The organism is Aeromonas sp. 600948 (assembly GCF_049174875.1).
Lineage (GTDB): Bacteria > Pseudomonadota > Gammaproteobacteria > Enterobacterales > Aeromonadaceae > Aeromonas > Aeromonas veronii_A.
In genome coordinates this window covers 36,087-53,235 of the sequence record NZ_JAAKTY010000021.1, presented here as the reverse complement: position 1 = coordinate 53,235, position 17,149 = coordinate 36,087, and the positions used below count along the sequence as shown (strand labels likewise).

At 56.4% G+C, this 17,149-nt stretch carries 18 protein-coding genes; 11 read left to right on the top strand and 7 right to left on the bottom strand.

The annotated features are described in order from the left end of the window. Positions 1-68: 68 nt before the first annotated feature. From G5182_RS16360 to G5182_RS16350, 3 genes are all read right to left on the bottom strand, one after another. Positions 69-767: an aspartate/glutamate racemase family protein gene (locus G5182_RS16360; protein WP_421254538.1), complete on the bottom strand. Its 699-nt coding sequence runs from the start codon at positions 765-767 to the stop codon at positions 69-71. A 126-nt stretch (positions 768-893) separates the two neighbouring features. After that, positions 894-1,484, bottom strand: coding sequence for a LysE family translocator (locus tag G5182_RS16355; RefSeq protein ID WP_075114588.1), 591 nt, complete (start codon positions 1,482-1,484; stop codon positions 894-896). A 125-nt stretch (positions 1,485-1,609) separates the two neighbouring features. Continuing rightward, positions 1,610-2,206 carry a LysE family translocator gene (locus G5182_RS16350; RefSeq protein ID WP_040068356.1) on the bottom strand — a complete coding sequence of 199 codons (597 nt, stop codon included), beginning with the start codon at positions 2,204-2,206 and terminating at the stop codon, positions 1,610-1,612. Positions 2,207-2,322: 116 nt separating this feature from the next. Between G5182_RS16350 and G5182_RS16345 the strand changes: the two genes are divergently transcribed. The 3 genes from G5182_RS16345 to G5182_RS16335 all read left to right on the top strand — a co-directional run bounded on the left by G5182_RS16345 (position 2,323) and on the right by G5182_RS16335 (position 6,008). Beyond that, positions 2,323-3,699 carry a PLP-dependent aminotransferase family protein gene (locus G5182_RS16345; protein ID WP_227341359.1) on the top strand — a complete coding sequence of 459 codons (1,377 nt, stop codon included), beginning with the start codon at positions 2,323-2,325 and terminating at the stop codon, positions 3,697-3,699. Between the two features lie 54 nt (positions 3,700-3,753). Further along, a complete protein-coding gene (locus G5182_RS16340; protein ID WP_227341360.1) occupies positions 3,754-4,221 on the top strand; it encodes a hypothetical protein in 468 nt (155 codons plus the stop codon). Positions 4,222-4,346: 125 nt separating this feature from the next. Beyond that, the gene (locus G5182_RS16335; RefSeq protein WP_421254537.1) at positions 4,347-6,008 is read left to right on the top strand and encodes a hypothetical protein; all 1,662 of its coding nucleotides are present in this window, start codon (positions 4,347-4,349) and stop codon (positions 6,006-6,008) included. A 152-nt stretch (positions 6,009-6,160) separates the two neighbouring features. Here G5182_RS16335 and G5182_RS16330 read toward each other — a convergent pair whose 3' ends face one another. Further along, positions 6,161-6,574 carry a CBS domain-containing protein gene (locus tag G5182_RS16330; protein WP_227341361.1) on the bottom strand — a complete coding sequence of 138 codons (414 nt, stop codon included), beginning with the start codon at positions 6,572-6,574 and terminating at the stop codon, positions 6,161-6,163. A 154-nt stretch (positions 6,575-6,728) separates the two neighbouring features. Here G5182_RS16330 and G5182_RS16325 point away from each other — a divergent pair, with 154 nt between their 5' ends. From G5182_RS16325 to G5182_RS16300, 6 genes are all read left to right on the top strand, one after another. Further along, on the top strand, positions 6,729-8,639 hold the full coding sequence (locus G5182_RS16325) for an ABC transporter ATP-binding protein (protein WP_421254536.1): 1,911 nt from the start codon (positions 6,729-6,731) through the stop codon (positions 8,637-8,639). Next, entirely contained in the window at positions 8,632-9,093 is a 462-nt protein-coding gene (locus tag G5182_RS16320; protein ID WP_005343337.1) for a DUF2390 domain-containing protein, read from the top strand. Before G5182_RS16325 ends, G5182_RS16320 begins: the two co-directional genes overlap by 8 nt. Further along, the gene (locus G5182_RS16315; protein ID WP_236351583.1) at positions 9,087-9,941 is read left to right on the top strand and encodes a 23S rRNA (adenine(2030)-N(6))-methyltransferase RlmJ; all 855 of its coding nucleotides are present in this window, start codon (positions 9,087-9,089) and stop codon (positions 9,939-9,941) included. The genes G5182_RS16320 and G5182_RS16315 overlap by 7 nt, the downstream gene beginning before the upstream one ends. A gap of 721 nt (positions 9,942-10,662) precedes the next feature. Beyond that, positions 10,663-11,598, top strand: coding sequence for a hypothetical protein (locus G5182_RS16310; RefSeq protein WP_421254535.1), 936 nt, complete (start codon positions 10,663-10,665; stop codon positions 11,596-11,598). A gap of 160 nt (positions 11,599-11,758) precedes the next feature. After that, a complete protein-coding gene (locus G5182_RS16305; protein ID WP_021229526.1) occupies positions 11,759-13,003 on the top strand; it encodes a hypothetical protein in 1,245 nt (414 codons plus the stop codon). Between the two features lie 60 nt (positions 13,004-13,063). After that, positions 13,064-13,477 carry a hypothetical protein gene (locus G5182_RS16300; protein WP_021229527.1) on the top strand — a complete coding sequence of 138 codons (414 nt, stop codon included), beginning with the start codon at positions 13,064-13,066 and terminating at the stop codon, positions 13,475-13,477. Between the two features lie 140 nt (positions 13,478-13,617). On the opposite strand, the gene G5182_RS16295 is transcribed toward G5182_RS16300, so the two are convergent. Beyond that, entirely contained in the window at positions 13,618-13,824 is a 207-nt protein-coding gene (locus G5182_RS16295) for a hypothetical protein (protein ID WP_043821654.1), read from the bottom strand. A 191-nt stretch (positions 13,825-14,015) separates the two neighbouring features. Between G5182_RS16295 and G5182_RS16290 the strand changes: the two genes are divergently transcribed. After that, complete coding sequence (locus G5182_RS16290; protein ID WP_139401168.1) at positions 14,016-14,381, top strand: DUF2061 domain-containing protein; 366 nt, start codon at positions 14,016-14,018, stop codon at positions 14,379-14,381. A gap of 131 nt (positions 14,382-14,512) precedes the next feature. Here the strand turns inward: G5182_RS16290 and G5182_RS16285 are convergent, their stop codons facing one another. After that, positions 14,513-14,893 (bottom strand): hypothetical protein, encoded by a 381-nt coding sequence (locus G5182_RS16285; RefSeq protein WP_005335561.1) that lies wholly within the window; start codon positions 14,891-14,893, stop codon positions 14,513-14,515. Between the two features lie 293 nt (positions 14,894-15,186). On the opposite strand from G5182_RS16285, the gene G5182_RS16280 reads away from it, so the two are divergent. Beyond that, entirely contained in the window at positions 15,187-15,783 is a 597-nt protein-coding gene (locus G5182_RS16280; RefSeq protein WP_181222719.1) for an MliC family protein, read from the top strand. 40 nt (positions 15,784-15,823) lie between these two features. On the opposite strand, the gene G5182_RS16275 is transcribed toward G5182_RS16280, so the two are convergent. Continuing rightward, positions 15,824-16,999, bottom strand: a complete 1,176-nt coding sequence (locus G5182_RS16275; protein ID WP_421254534.1) for an aspartyl protease family protein — start codon at positions 16,997-16,999, stop codon at positions 15,824-15,826. Positions 17,000-17,149 lie beyond the last annotated feature (150 nt).

Here is a 17,149-nt window from a genome sequence, read left to right as displayed (position 1 = left end):
CGCAATTTTACACGCTTTTATGGCAAGGGGTATGAGACAAGCATGAATAGTGAGATCTGACCAGTTTATTAATCGGCTGCCAGTGCCAGCGCGACCGCCGCTTCGGCATGGATGGCAGTGGTGTCGTAGAGCGGCACGGCGGCTCTGGCATCCCCCACCAGCAGGGCAATCTCGGTGCAGCCGAGGATCACCGCCTCGGCACCCGCGGCTGCCAGCCCCTCGATAATCGCCAGATACTCGGCCCGCGACGATGCACGGATCTCCCCCAGACAGAGCTCGTCATAGATGATCCTGTGTACCCGCTCCCGCCCGGCCTCATCGGGTACCAGCACCGCCAACCCGAAGCGATCCTGCAAGCGCCCCTTGTAAAAATCCTGCTCCATGGTGAAGCGGGTGCCGAGCAGGCCGACCCGGGTTATCCCGTCCGCCTGCAATTTGGCCGCGGTAGCATCGGCGATATGGAGCAGCGGGATATCGATGGCTGCCTCAATCTCGGGCGCCACCTTGTGCATGGTGTTGGTGCCGATCAGCAAGAAATCGGCGCCGCCATCCTGCAACTTGCGCGCTTCGGCCGCCAGCAGGCGGGCGGTAGCGGGCCAGTCACCGGCATGCTGCAACCGCTCGATACCGGCAAAGTCGACGCTGTTGAGCAGCACCCGCGCCGAGTGTAAACCGCCGAGCTGTGTCCGCACCCCGCGGTTGAGCGCCTGATAGTAACTGACGGTGGACTCCCAGCTCATGCCACCCAGCAGACCGATACATTTCATAGGAACTCCTTTTATCCCAAGGGAGGGCAGAACCACGCCACCTTGCAGGCAAGGTCACGGGATCGAGATAAAAAAGGCCCCGCAGGGCCAACAAGACAGCCGGTAAAGGCCCGGGTCAACCCCGGGCTAAATCCAGATCATCGCGACACAGGCGGCCGTCGCCAGCCCCATGCCGAGATTGAAACGCCGCCAACCCCGGGCGGTGCGAATGATTTGTCGCACCTGGGCACCAAAAAGCACCCAGAACGCCCCGGTGTAAAGGCCGGTAATAAAGAAGATCACCAACACCCAGAGCGCGGAGGGCCAGTAAGCCTCCCCCGCCAGAGTGAAACCGCTGATGGCGGAGAGCGCCATCATCCATGCCTTGGGATTGAGCAGTTGCAGCATGGCCCCCTGATGAGCGGGAATGAGCGGCCGGTTCCCCTCGGCCGGGCCGCTGGCGGTCGCCACCTTCCACGCCAGCCAGAGCAGATAGGCCGAGCCGATAATCTTGAGGCCGTCGTGCAGCAGCGGCACCTTCTCGAACACCACGCCAAGCCCCAGCGCGGTGGCGAGGATCATCAGATTGATCCCCCCGACCACCCCAACCAGCAGGGGAATCGTGCGGCGAAACCCCTGCGCTGCGCCGGCGCTGGTGAGCAACATATTGTTGGGCCCCGGCGTGCCGCAGGTAACCAGGGCAAACCCCGCCAGGGGCAGTAACCAGTTCAGATCCATCTCAACCTCTTGTCGATGCAACGCCCCCGTTATGGGGAAAGCCTTCTAATATGCAGAGCCAACCCCGTGGCGACAAGCCAGAAATGCCTCTTTCTCGGCCACCTCCCCCATCAGCGCAGCACGGCTCAATACCAGAGCATGACTACGCAGAGCGCCGTCAGCAGGCCGAGGGAACCGTTGAGTCGCCGCCAGCCCCGATCCGAGCTTATCCAGTTGCTCAGCTGATGGCCGAACAGTACCCAGACAAAGCAGACCGGCAGGGCCACCAGCGCAAACATGACCATCACCGCCAGCTGACTCGACCAGTAACTGGCGCCGGGCAGGCTGAACAGACTGATGGCGGAGATCCCCATCATCCACGCCTTGGGGTTGAGGAACTGAAAGCCCAGCCCCTCCAGCATGGTCAGCGGACGGGCCCTACGGGCCGGATCCCCCGGCGCCCCGGCCACCGCGATACGCCACGCCAACCACAGCAGATAGAGGCTGCCGAAGATCTGCAAACCGAGCCGTAGCAGGGGCCAGCGCTCGAACAGCGGATAAAGCCCCAGCGCCAGCACCAGTTGCAACACCGGCTGCCCCAGCCCCACCCCGAGCAGATGTGGCAGAGTGCGACGCACCCCGAAGTTGGCGCCGGAGGCCGTCAGCATCAGGTTGTTGGGCCCCGGCGTACCGCAGGTGAGTACGGCAAAACCGAACAGGGTGACATACCACTCCATCGTCATATTGTGACTCCTTTCTTGCCACATTGTATCGATACAATGTGTGCTATTTGGTTGTTGTCAGGTTGAAATTCACGCTATATTGACAACAAACTTTGATCAATGGATTTATTGTCACCATGACAATCTGGACGCCCGACCTTACGGCCTTCGATGGCCCCCTCTACCTCAAGCTGGTCAAAGCGATCGAACAGGGGATCGTGAATGGCGAGCTGCCACCGCAGACCCGATTGCCCACCCACAGATCCCTGGCGGATCGTCTGGGTGTCACCGTCGGCACCGTCACCCGCGCCTACAGCGAGGCGGAGCGGCGCGGCCTGCTGGCCGCCCGGGTGGGCCACGGCACCTGGGTCAAGGGAGCGAACACGGATCCCGCCAATGAATGGGTGATCCGCCAGGAGGAGGGGCACCGCATCGAGCTGTGGCAAAACCTGCCGGTACAGCTGGATCGGGCGGCCATCATTCGCCCCATGTTGGGGGAAGTGGCGGACGGGGATCTCAACGCCCTGCTCGGCTACGACAAGGAGGCGGGACGACCGGATCAGCGCCAGCAGTTTGTCGATTGGCTGGCGGAGCAAGGGGTGGCCTGCAGTGAGGATCGCCTGCTATTCAGCCACGGCGCCCAGCACGGCATCATGCTGGCGCTGCTGGCGACCAATTGCGTGGGGGAGACCATCCTGTGCGAGGGGCTGAGCTACCCCGGTATGCTGGGCAATGCCCGCCAGCTGAAGAATCAGGTGGTGGGGCTGGCGATGGACGAGGAGGGGCTGCTGCCCGAGGCGCTGGACGCCGCCTGCCGTACCCGCCGGGCCAAGCTGCTCTACCTCACCCCGACCCTGCAAAACCCCACCACCGCCATCATGAGTCTGGCGCGGCGAGAGGCCATCGTCGCCATCGCCCGTCGCCACGATCTGCTGATCATCGAGGATGACGTCAACGGCCTGCTGCCCCAGCAACCTGTGATCCCTCTGGTCAATCTGGCGCCGGAGCGAGTCATCTATCTGGGCAGTCTGGCCAAGATCGCCTGCGGCGGTCTGCGGGTGGGCTTCGTGCTGACGCCCCCCGCCCTGCGCAGCGCCTTCGCCCAGACCATGCGGCTGTCGAGCTGGATGGTGAGTCCGCTGCTGATCGAGCTCGCCTGCAAAATGGTCAGTCAGCGCCAGATCATGCCGCTGGTCGAGCAGCAGCGGGAGATCCTCAAGCGCCGTGGCGAACTGCTGCGCCACCTGCTGCCTGCCGCCCGCTGGCAGCCGGGCAGCATGCACGCCTGGCTGCCGCTGCCGGAGCCCTGGCGCAGCCAGCAGTTTGCCGCTGCCGCCGATGCCCTTGACGTTGGCGTGGCGAGCGGGGAACACTTCGCCGCCGGTCAGTTTGCCGCTCCGCAGGGGGTGCGCCTGAGCCTGAGCCAACCCGCAACCGACGCCCGGGTCGGCGAGGGGCTGGCCCGTCTGGCGCAACTGCTGCAGGGGACGCCCCCCAGCAATCCCCTGCTATAGTCAGGGCCAGCCGACCTGACCTTCACGCTTCATCGTCATTGCCAAGGAGATGCCGTGCCCCCCATCAGAGCCGCCCTGCTGCTTGCCACCCTGTTGTTGGGTGGCTGCGCCTCGTCAACGACCCACCAGCAACTGGGGGCCGCGCTCAATGGGCTGGAAGGGGAGTTGCAACGACTGGAAGAGGAGCTGGCGGCGATGAACGGCCTGCACTATCAAAAGGCGATCGATGCCCCGCTCAGTTTGCGCCGTGCGCTCGGGGCGCCGCAGCCCACCCCAGAGGGGCTGGTGCCGGTGACCAGCAAGCTGGAAGATGGGCCAATCCTGCGCTATCAATATCGCCTGCCTGCGGGTATGGCGAGTCTGCCCCAGGACAACCTCTGCCAGCGCTACGAGTTCGAGCTGCGCCATCTGGGCCGCCTCGGCAAGCTCGAAGTCAGCTGGCAAGGGAAACTAGGGAGTGGTTCACACCTGATCCGTCAAACAGAGTGTGTCTTTCTCACCGGGGTACATGGCTCCCGGTAACCACCTATAGTGCCCTCTCCCTTCCCGCGCTGACTACTGTCACTTTTCCTCCCTCCGCAGAGTTGTCGCTATGTTCCTCTTGGGTCTACTCTGATCTACTCGTGGAGTATTGAAAGGACGCGTGCATGACGATACTGCTGCTCGAAGAGGATCCCCTGCTCCGTAGCGCCATCACCAGAGAACTGACCGAACAGGGTATTCCTGCTGAACGGATCCACCACCACAGCCATCCGGGTCAGGAACGCAGCGGTCTGCTCACCCTGCTGCAACAACAGCCATTCGATGCCATTGTCTGCCAGCAAAATAGAAAACTGGGCCATGACGGCGCCCGCCTGCTGCATGAGGCACACTACCTCGGCCTGCTGCAACCCGCCTGCGTCCTGTTGTTGCTGGATGCGGACCAGAACGAGCAGGATTTTCTCCCCTCGGACCTCTACTTCTCCCTCCATCTGCCACTCCCCTTCATGGCAGGAGAGCTCACGACTGTGCTCAAGCAGTTGGCACAACTGAGCAAAATGACCCACACCCTCGCCCCTCCGGCCCTGCTGCGGGAGTGGAAACTGGCGACCGCACTCTGTGAAGACCTGCTCTATCAACGGGACAACCGCCCCCTTGCCCCCTGGCTGGATCGGTTCAAGGGCTACCTGCTGCTGCAATCCAGCGAACAGCTCACTGCCGCTCAGCATTATGCCCTCTGCGCCAACGAGTATCGGGCAAGCTGGCCAAGGGTCGGACTGTTTTACGCCATGTTGGGATTGGGCAAACTGCAGAGTGCCGAAACTGACTTGCAGCGTCATCAGGCCATATTGCCGACCGCCACCCGACTGGAGCTGCAACTCGCCAGCCAGCTGCACCAACATCAGTGGCAGGCAGCCTGGGAGACCATGGTGCAGCTGCAGCAAGTCCGCCCTCATCAACCACGCTGGCATCAGCTGGCCATGATTCTGGGACTGTTACAGCAAGACGAGAGGAAGGTACTGGAACAAGCCAGCACCCTGAATCTTCACTATTTCAGTGAGCTGCGCGTCCGGTTGGCCATCGACCACTTCATGATCAATGCCATGCTGGCGGTACTGTGGCATGCACCGTCCAGCAACCGGATCCGCTCCCTGAAACAGGAGTGGACCCACCTGCAGCGAACAGTGAACCTGCCTCCCCAGGAGTACGAGCTGCTGCAAGCACTGATGCAGGGACTGGATTACTGCTTCGACGAGGCGTTGATCCTGATCGCCCACCATCAACCCAACCAGGCGAGCGAGAACCATCTCACCCTGTTGTTGGGCTTTGCCGTCTGTCAGTTTTGTGGCCTGCCCCATCATGCCCAGCGTTATCTCGCCCAACTGGCACACTACCGTGACCGTGTCGCGCCCCACCCACTGACCCGTAAACTGTTTCACCATCTGCTAACGGAACTGGGCCAACGGTTGACGACGCGGGAGCAGCGCCTGACCAGCTTGCGCCAGACCCGCCATCAGGGGATACAAAAAGGTGATTATCAACTGGCTCTGCAGGCCGGCTTGCAGTTGCTGGAGGAGTTCCCTGCCCTGCCCGGCGATGCCTGGCAATTGCTGGAACTGCTGCAACACAGCTGGCCGACGGGCATGGCTGCCCCTAAGGTAGCGCTGCTGGTCGATACCCTGGAGCGGCGCCTCAAGCACAGCCCTGCGTTTCTGGATCAACATGCCCAGCAGTACCAGCGTACTCTGCAGGAGATCCGCACCCACTTGCAGCCGCACCTCTCCGGCAGTGGCCCATCCAGCCTGGCCAAGGGGCCCTCGGAGTCATGATGAAGCAGCAGGGGGTGCACTTACCTGCGCCACCTGCCACCACATAGAGAGAGGGGAGCCTTGGCTCCCCTCTATTCATTTCGTGTACCCTTATGGCCCTCAAGGACGGGCACAAGCAGCTACGGTGACAGATGACTGTTATGTACCCGGGCTCAGCCCAGTGCATCACTCTCCAGCGCCGCCTTGAGAAAATCTTTCCAGCTGATAATGCCGACCAGGGCGCCATTCTCCAGTACCGGCAGGCAGGAGACCCCCTTCTCCAACATCAGCTTGACGCCGTCGCGCACGGTGAGATGGGGAGCGATGGTGACGAGCTGACGACTCATGATCTGGTGGGCCCGCTTGTTGAGGGTTTCGGTATCGCGGCTCATCTCGGCTTCGGAGTCGAGATAGGGGCTGATGGCGCGGAACAGATCCCGATCCGAGATGACCCCTACCAGCTCCTCCTCTTCCAGCACCAGCAGGTGGCGAAAGTGTGCCTGCTCGAAGATATCCCTGATGACTCGGAGTCGATCATCCATTGAAACGGTGGCGACCCGGGTCGTCATAATATCCCTGATATGCATGCTAACCTCCCGTAACCAAACTGGTTTCTCTGTTATGGCATGTTTTTGCAGCGCCAGCCAGTGGCCAGCCCTTCGCTACAGTGCAAATCAGCGTCATTTCACGTAAGATCCGCGCCAGTTTTTCTCCTCCATTTTGAGCAAGCAGATCCCACCCATGATAGTTGCCAGTCAAATCGAACTGATCCGCGGCGGCCGCAAGCTGCTGGACAACGCCTCCGCCACCATTCACCCCGGCCACAAAGTGGGTCTGGTGGGCAAAAACGGCTGTGGCAAGTCCACCTTTTTTGCACTGGTACGGGGCGAGCTGGCCATCGACAGCGGCACCTTCAGCCTGCCCGCCGGTTGGCAGATTGCAGGCGTCGCGCAGGAGACCCCAGCGCTGGACTGCTCCGCCCTCGACTACGTGATCGACGGCGACAAGGAGTTCCGCTCGCTGGAAGCCCAGCTGGTGCAAGCCGAGCAGAATGACAATGGCCTGTTGGTAGCCGAGCTGCACGGTCGCCTCGATACCATAGGCGCCTACAGCATTCGCGCCCGCGCCGCCGAACTGCTGCACGGCCTCGGTTTCAGCGACGAGCAGCTCAGCTCGCCGGTGCGCAGCTTCTCCGGTGGCTGGCGCATGCGTCTGAACCTCGCTCAGGCGCTGCTCTGCCGCTCCGATCTGCTGCTGCTCGATGAACCGACCAACCACCTGGATCTCGATGCGGTAATCTGGCTGGAGAAGTGGCTCAAGGGCTATCAGGGCACGCTGGTGCTCATCTCTCACGACCGCGATTTCCTCGATTCTGTCATCAGCCGCATCATCCATATCGAGAACGGCAAGCTCAACGAATACACCGGCGGCTACTCCGACTTCGAACTGCAGCGCGCCGAACATCTGGCCCAGCAGCAGTCGATGTACGAGAAGCAGCAGCGGGAGATGTCCCACATGCAGGCGTATGTGGACCGCTTCCGCTACAAGGCTTCCAAGGCCCGTCAGGCCCAGAGCCGCCTGAAAGCCATGGAGCGGATGGAGAAGCTCCTGCCCGCACACGCCGATTCCGAATTCAGCTTCGAGTTTCGCGAGCCGTCGGCCCTGCCGACCCCGCTCATCGCCATGGAGAACCTCTCTGCCGGTTACGGTGACAAGGTGATCCTGGAGAAGATCAAACTCAATCTGGTACCGGGTTCACGCATCGGTCTGCTCGGTCGCAACGGCGCCGGTAAATCGACCTTTATCAAGATGCTGTCGGGCTCCAACCCGCCGCTCTCCGGCAAGCTCGAAGTGAGCGCCGGGGTGAGCATCGGTTACTTCGCCCAGCATCAGCTGGAGACCCTGCGTCTCGACGATTCCCCGCTCGATCATCTGGCCCGCCTCGCGCCGGACAAGACCGAGCAGGAGCTGCGCAACTATCTGGGCAGCTTCGGTTTTCACGGTGACAAGGCGCTCGACAAGGTGGCCCCCTTCTCCGGCGGTGAAAAAGCGCGGCTGGTGCTGGCGCTGATCACCTGGCAAAAGCCGAACCTGCTGCTGCTGGATGAACCGACCAACCACCTGGATCTGGAGATGCGCCACGCCCTGACCATGGCGCTGCAAGGCTTCGAAGGGGCCATGGTAGTGGTCTCCCACGACCGCCACCTGCTGCGCACCACCACAGATGACTTCTATCTGGTGCACGGTGGCCGGGTCGAGCCGTTCGACGGCGATCTGGACGATTACCACAAGTGGCTCGGCGAGCAGGAGAAAGAGGCCAACGCCAAACCGGCGGATGGCCCCGTCTCGGCCAACTCGGCGGTGGCGCGCAAGGATCAGAAGCGGCGCGAGGCGGAGTTCCGCCAGCAAACCCGTCCCCTGCGCCAGAAGCTGGAAAAGCTCGAAGCGAGCATGGAGAAGCTGCAGGGCAAGCTTGGCGACATCGAGAGCCAACTGGCCGACCCCGCTATCTACGAAGAGAGCGCCAAGAACAAGCTCTCCGAACTGCTCAAATCCCAGGGCCCCCTCAAGGAGCAGCTGGAAGAGGTGGAGCTGGAGTGGATGAGCCTCTCCGAAGAGCTGGAAACCATGGAGCAAGCCTTCTTTGCGTGACGAACAGCTGATGGCCAGCGAGCGGGTCGCGGTCCACGAATTGCCGACGCCGATCGGCTTCTGGCACTGGAGCGGCAAGGTCTATGGTGAGCGCAGCCAGGATTGGCTCACCGTGCAGGAGCAGGGGGGCAACGTCAATCTGGCACTGCTGCTGCACCGGCTCGATCAACTCGGCATCGTGGTCGATCTCACCGACCTGCAACCGGCGCTGGTACAAACCGAGGCGGTGCTGACCCCGTGGCGCGCCCTGCGCCAGAGCGCCAAGACGCGACTCGACGAGCAGCAATATCAGTCGATGCTGGCCCACGAGCTGGAGCTGGAGCGGCTGCAACAGGGCGTCCTGTTGCAGACCCTGCGCAGCCTCTCCCTGTTTCGCGGCAACAGCCGCAATTTGTTGAACTATCTATCGTTACTGGGTGCCCAGCAGGGCCCCCTCAGAGATCTAATATGCTGAGCTACCGCCACGCCTTTCACGCCGGCAACCATGCCGACGTGCTGAAACACGCCGTTCAGGCCCTGATCATCGAGTCCCTCAAGAAGAAGGAGAAACCCTTCATCGTGCTGGACACCCATGCCGGTGGCGGTCTCTACGACCTGCGCGGCGACTGGTCCCAGAAGAAGGCCGAGTATGCCGACGGCATCGGCCGCCTGTGGGACGAGCGGGCCCAGTGGTCTGCCATGGCCCCCTATCTGGGTGTTATCGAGGAGATGAACCAGAACGGCGAGCTGCACTACTACCCCGGCTCACCGGAGCTCTCCCGCCGCCTCACCCGCGAGCAGGACAAGCTGGCGCTGATGGAGCTGCACAACAACGAGGTCGAAGATCTGCGCGCCAACATGGGTTATGACCCTCGCGTCGCCGTGCACCACCGCGACGGCTTCGAGGGGCTGATCGCCCTGCTGCCACCGACCCCGCGCCGCGGGCTGGTGCTGATCGACCCGCCCTATGAGCTCAAGGAAGATTACTTCGCCGTGGTCGACACCCTGAAAAAGGCGCAGAAACGCTGGGCGACCGGCATCTACGCCCTCTGGTATCCCATCCTCGGGCAGGAAGCGGACAAATCCCGCGACATGCTGCGCGCCATCAAGCGCGAGAACTTCGGCAACGTCCTGGTGGCCGAGCTGGAAGTGGCCGGCCAGACTGCCGACTGGGGCATGAACGGCTCAGGTATGCTGATCATCAGCCCGCCCTGGATGCTGGACGAGCAGATTGAAGCCTTCCTCAAACCGCTGTGCGCCAAGCTGGCGCAGGGTGCAGGCGCCCAGTACAAGGTCGAGTGGCTCAACAAGGCCGCAGAGTAGGCCCGCTCCGGCGCCCGGCCAACGCGCCAGCAAGTCGCTCACCCAAGCCGTTCACAGTGGCGGCATGGCCAGCAAAAAGAAGCCCCGTTCCGGGGCTTCTTGTTTTTTACCTGCCAGTGCTTTTACCCACCGACACTTTACCCGCCAACACTTTTTATCCAGCAACACAGTGGTCGCACTTTCCACTCGCAGCGCCAACCGGTCGCGATTTATTAATTGCTTGATCTGGCTCAGAAAATCCCCGCATCGCCCTTTCCCTTGGCCAAGGGGCCGGTACTATAGCCAATTGGCAACACGAGCCTCGTCGGAGTCACCCCATGAGCCATGCCGGATGGAATGGATAAGCGAACGTTGCCCACGACTGCCCAGTCAACATGGTGACAGCCTTATGCTGATTTCTGACCCGCTCACGCAGGCGTGCTTTGGCGGTGCTTGCCAAGAGTGCGCTGAGCACTGATTTTTCACACAGTAGTAACGGTGGCGCAAAAAGAGGAAGTCAAGCGAATACGCCCAGCACGAGAAGAAAGCTGATAACGTTATGATTTAATGATAATTTTTACTTGGCGGCTGTGAAAATGTTACGGAGTTATATGGAATGCTCTGCTAACGGATTAATGCCGCCTTCCATCTAATCACTGTTAGGTTTCAAGTCAGCGATAGCTGTCTATTTTATTGTTTAGAGGATTAAATGTCGTTAGTTTCAAGAAGAGTTCGAAATAAAATGGCTAAGGTACAACAAAGACTAAAGTTTGGAGTTGTGCCAAAAACAGTACAATTAAGAACCAAGATATATAAAAGTCTGAGTTCAAGTGAGGAAAGCCAGAAAATCTTGTCTCACTTATCCTTTGGCTTTGAAAAAGACTTATACCAAGCAGCACTCAACAATCTAAGTGATAAGGGTAACCCTCTTAGGTTCAACAACTTTGCTTATACAATGAGAGAAATTATTACTCTCATTTTATCAAGGTACTCTTCGGACGAAGATATTCTGAAATGCTGTTGGTATAGAAATGAAACAAATACTGACAATGGCGTAACTAGAGCCCAAAGAGCAAAGTATGCAATACAAGGGGGTTTTAGTGATGAAAGAGTATTTGAATTACTTGAATTAGATGAAGAAGACCGAAATTATGTACAAAAGAAATTAAAAACTTTTACCAAATTATTTCGTGAACTTAATGAGCATACTCATTTGCGAGAAAAACGTTTCAATATTGGTGACTCCAAATGTGAAGAGTTAGCTCTAGCAGTAATGCGTATAGTCAACGATATTTTGGTGTTAGTAGAAGAAATGAGAAGTCAAATCATCTCACATGTTGAATCTGAGGTTGACTCTACAATCGTGGAGGAGTTCATTTCAAACAAGTTTGACGAAATTGACATATTATCGACTCATTCTGTAGTTGATTACAGTGAACTTGAGTCATTCCATGTATCTAAAATATCCAGTGAGCACATATGGATAGTTGGTGTTGGTATTGCTCACTGTGAATTGCAATGGGGATCAAATTCGGACTTGAAAAATGATATAGGTGCAACTTCGAGTGAAAGCTATCCATATGACTTTACATTGCAGGCACCGTTATCGAATTTAAGAGATCTCCAGTTAATTCCAGAAGGTTTAAAGCTTGATACCTCATCTTGGTGGGGTGAATAAAAACCTAACAAACGCTTCAAGAGGGACAGCCAACGCGCGGCATTTTTACCATGCGTTGGTTTTTGTGGTTACGATGTTATGCGGAAAGTGAATCGTAGCGTTGGCTGCCCCTTAAGCGGGCGTTATATTTTTCATGCAACAAAGAGGGTAAAGCGATCACATGGACGCATTGTTTAAAAAACTAGATAGCTTAGATTTAAGTAAAAGTGAGCTTTGTATGTCAGGGAGGTTAACTAGGGCTTTCCTTGAAAGATCCCCTTTCATCACTGAGGAACTATTACCGAGTATAAAAAAATCTTGTGACAGTGATGCATTCAGATCGAAAGTTATGAGACTGTATGCAAGAAAATATGAGTTAGAAAAAAAGAGCCATTCTAACAAAATCCAGGACCTAGGTGAATCAGAGCGTGCTATTAGGTTTTATAAGCCGATGATTGATAGGGTTGAAGAAAAGCTTAAAATAACAACTTTCAATGATTTATTGGATTCCATTGAAAAAGAATACTCTGAATTCTCTGGAATTTCAGAAGTCTACAATAACGAATACAAATTTATCCATGGTGAAGAAGACCCTGTATATATAGAAGATAATTATCATTTATTAGTGGTGTGTGAACTGATATATAATAATTACAAGAGTATTAAAAGTCGTTCTGAAATGTTTGATATGAAATATTCATACCATCTTTATGATGAGTATAAGAATATTGATGTTGATTTGGATGAAGCAGATAGTCAGTTTTCAAAATACAAATTGTTAAGTCTCAACGATAACATTGAAATACACAATGATAAAGATAGTCAAACTATCCGTGATAAAAGAATTGATAAGTATTTTTGGATCCCTTTACCAAAGAAACTACTTTCTTCAATTGAGTGTTTGATAGATAAAAATTTGTTATCCAACATCTCGTTCAGAATTGATTATATTTCTGAATGCATTCCAATGATGGAAGAGATGGAATATGGTTCCATTCTAAGAATTGATGTATCAGACTTACCAGAGGTTTCGAAGTTTTACACAATCGATAATTATGACAACAACTTATGGGTGCGCCATGATATTGAAAAACAAAGTTTAACATTTGAAGAGACAATGGAAGACTTTGAGGTTGTCAATCAGGACGTTGTTACTCAGGTTATCCATTTGGAATACTTCGTTTTAGATGATGAATACTTTATTAAACACTTAGATCATGAATTTATACTTTATACATTGGACGAATATTCTGAAAGACTTTCAAATCCTGATAAGAAAGGGTATAAGAAAATAAAATCTTTCAAAATTGATAACGCTAAGATCCCGTTTGGGTTCAAGAAAGATGAAGAGTATTTTCTATACCAAGTGCTGGATGCCTATTTAGAAAACAAAGAATTAATCTCAGAGTATTTTTCAAAAATATAACAATCTGTTTAAGAGGGCGTTAGGCCGTAATCGGCATAGGTCCGAGGAAGGGGTTTAAGTTTGAGCATTGAATTCTTGGAAAGTGATTTCGACAAGGTGAGCTACCTCGTAAACTTGTTGACTTCGAGGGCGACAGGTTTGGCTGCGGATTCGCGCGAGTTCGAAACCTTGCGTCACGAACTATTGAGCAAGCCGAACCTTGCGCCTCTGCTTCCTCAATGGTTAAAGCAGCATCGAAGCCTTGATACGTTCTGGGGGTTTATCAAGCAAAAATTCGGAACGTATGCCGAACGAAGAACTTACATCTCGGAACAGTTTACGCCAATTCTTGATGCTCTTGAGTTTGGGCAGCCGATTCAACAACCGATTCAGGCCAGCAATTCGGAGAATGTATCTAAGCGAAGTGTTGTGGCGAGAAATAAACAAATCTGGGATAACAAATCTGGGACACCCACCTTTTTGAGCAAGGCGTAGCATAGCCCGAACCCAAAAGATGGGTGTCCAAGGTCTTCTGCTCACCGAGTTCAAAAGCAAAAGCCCCATCACGGGGCTTTTGCTTTTGGGGCGGCCGGTGTGTGCGGCAGCCTGAACCTGTGCGTCAACCGCAGCGCGCCCTATGAGCGGGCGGGCAGATCCTGTTTGAGCGCAACCAGCAACAGGGCCAACAGGCCAAAGGGCGGAAACAGACAGAGCAGGGAGCAGATAAGGGTGATCAGCGCCGGATGCTCGCTCTTGCGGCGCGCCAGTCGCCAGGCGATGAGGCCGACGATGACCATTAGCAACGCAATGAACTGGCCAAGCAGGGTGGCATTGATATTCATGAAAGATCCTTTTTCATGGGCAAGTGTGAAGAACCTGTACTTTATCGCCTTGGTTGCGATTGGCAACCGCTGAACCGCACCGGCCACTCGCCCGTTGATAGGTTCTCTCTATTTTGGCAATAGATGAGAATGGTTTTCATTTAATCTCATTTCGGCGGATACTTTCATCATCAACAGAGGGAGCCGCCATCATGAAAAAGACCATCAGCTTTGCCATCCTGCACTTCGGTGTCGCCTTTACCGTGGCCTACCTGCTGACCGGTGAGCTGCTGACCGCCAGCCTGATCGCCCTGATCGAGCCCGCCGTCAACACGGTCGCCTTCTACTTTCATGACCTTGGCTGGCACAAGCTCAAGCCAAATCACAGCCTGCAGGCCAAGACCAGCAGCTTCGCGGTGGTCCACTTCTCGGTGGCCTTCGGGGTGGCCTTCCTGCTAAGCGGCGAGCTGCTCACCGGCGGCGTGATGGCGATGATCGAACCTGCCATCAATACCGTGGTGTTCTTCTTCCACGAGCGGCTGTGGCGCGCTCACAGTCAGCAACTGGCGCTGGCCTGATCAACCAGGCAACCCGCCTCCCCCTTTATTGCGGCCACAAAAAACCCGACATTCCGGCCAGGAGTGTCGGGTTTTTCACATCAGCAAAGATCTGTATCTGGATGCATCACCCGATGCCCCATCAATAACGATCAGGCTTTCTTGCAGATGGGGTCAACGATAAAGGCATTCTGATCAAACTTCTGCCAGGCGCCGGTGCCGACCCCATCGACCACCAGAATGGAGACCACGCCGAAATCGACAAAGATCCCGAGCAGAGTGGTGGCATCGAACGACTTTGAGACCGGCACGGTCACCGAGTAGCAATCCGCACGCTTGACCGTGATGGTGTAATTCTCTTTCTTCTTGAACGAGGTGATCACATTGCCGTGGCCCAGCAGCATATCGTTGACGTAGATCTCCGCATCGGGATCCTGACTGCGAATGGAAACCTGCTGACTTGTGCCGTTAAACATGGCCGCACAACCGGACAGCATGATGGCCAGCAAGGCCCCCGTCATCAACCTGAACATAGCTAACCTTCTTGTTATTAAGAAAAGGCGGCAAATCTAGCACGCCTCTCGAACAGGAGTGAAAGCGCAATGCTGCTGGCCTGTCTGAATGCTCAAAATAGCGACCACTCCTGACCAGTTTTCAAACAAGCCGGCCTTATCCAGCAACAGTTCCCTTTCCCACTGGAGTAGCGCGGCAAAACCGGTCGCCAGTACATGCTGCAGAGCAAAATGCGCTCGGCTCCCCTGCTGCATTGCCCTGTAGAGTGTGCTGTAGTAGGCAGATATCCCCTCCTCATTGCTGGAATCTATCGATGAACAAGACCTTGCTTGCCACCCTGCTGTTTGCCCCTCTGCTGGCCAGCGCCGCAACCCCCTCCTTTGACTGCACCAAAGCCTCCGGGTCGGTCGAAACCCTGATCTGCAAGGATGCCGGACTGGCCGCCCTTGATAACGAACTGGCGGCCCTCTACCCCAAGGCGATTGCTGCACTCTCTCCCGAACAGCTCAAGACCGAGCGCGCCATGCAGCGCGGCTGGATCAAGGGGCGCAACGACTGCTGGAAGGGGCAGGATCTGCGCCAGTGTGTGGAGGATAACTACCTGCTGCGGATCACCGAACTGCAGATCAGCGGCGGCCAGCTGATGGTGCCGGCACCGGTCAACTACCAGTGTGGCAAGAGCGTCATGCTCTCTACCTACTTCTATAACGATGCCAAGCTGCCCGCCGCGGTGATCAACCTGAGCGAGGGCGACAAGCAGCAACAAGTGCTCGCCTATGAAGCCCCCAGCGCCAGCGGCGCCCGTTATGAAGGGCAAAACCTCACCTTCTTCACCAAGGGGGACGACGCCACGCTGGAGCGTTACGGCCAGCCAACCCTCACCTGTATGGAAAATCCAACCAAGGGCTGAGGCTCATAGGCGCGGCTCGTCTTGCCGCCCCCCACCTTGACTAGATAGCGATATCCAGCGGTTTTCCTTCCCGCACAATCCGCAACTTGAGCGACCCCGGCTTGCCGGTGCTGAGCAGTTCACGCACCTTGTCGATCTCGAGGGGGCGATAAGCCACCCCGTTGATCTGCTCCAGAATGTCGCCGTTGGCCAGACCATAGGGGGCCAGATCCCGTTCGTCGCTGTAGTAGACCTGCAGATGCTCGCCATCAAAACGCACCCCGATATTGCGCAGGATTGGCGGCACTTTTCGCGCCAGGCTGTCGGCGTCGTAGCAGAGCATCATCCGCCCGGGCATGATCGCAAAGCGATTGAAGCGGTTAACAAAATCCAGCCCCAGACCATACTGCTCATTGCTGTTTTCCGACACGCGCAGCTCACCGAGCTGGCGCTCATCAAAGTGCAGGCCGGTGAGGATATGTTCACGCCCCTCCACCATACCGCTGGCATCCACCCCTTTGCGTGGCATCGCATCTTCGCCAGAGATCGCCTTCTGACTGGCCATAAAGTCGATAAAAGCATGATCGGCATAGCTCTGATCGGCCCCGGTATCCAGATACATGCGCACGCTGCTCTCGCCGTGGGTCAGATACACGGCCGGGGAGCGGTTGTAGCTATCTTCATAGCCGATGCAACGCTCGAAGGTGGCTGCCGACGGTGCCGTCAGCGAAGCCGTGAGCTGATGCCTGTCGCGATCAAACACCCAGTTGAAACGGCGGATGGTGTCGATCCCGAGGATGCCATCGATACGGCTGCCAAGAGACTGGGAGAAAAGATCGAAATCAACGGTTGCCCACAGATCGCTGTCATCAATGGTGACCGACCCCAGCGAGAAGGGTTGCGGCTCAACAAAACCAAGCTGCTCGCTGCCCAGTTGGCTCGAAACGCTGTTCACAGTGGCAAAATCAGCCTGATAGGCCCTGGGCAATTCGCTTAAGGTCAGCGCCTTGAAACGGCTGGCCAGACGACGATCGATAAAGGTGATACTGGCCCCGGTATCCAGCAAAAACTGGTACTGCTCACCAGCGATGGTGACGGGGATCAGGGGGGCACTTTCGTAATGCACGGTCAGCACCGGGCCGGGTGCATTGCGCTTGGTGGATGAATCCGGGGCTGTGCAGCCTTGGACGACGAACAGGGCCAACATGGCCAGCGCCACTTTTAACTGCGACTTCATAACTCTCCTTCCCGATAGCAGATGCCCCCGCGACGCCACCGCATAATGCTATCTTGTTGATTTATAGATAAATAAGCTGTTTCAGCGGGGAGCGAGGACAATAACAAAGAGTTTTATGCTGGTTCAAGCCAGATATGACCATGAATATTC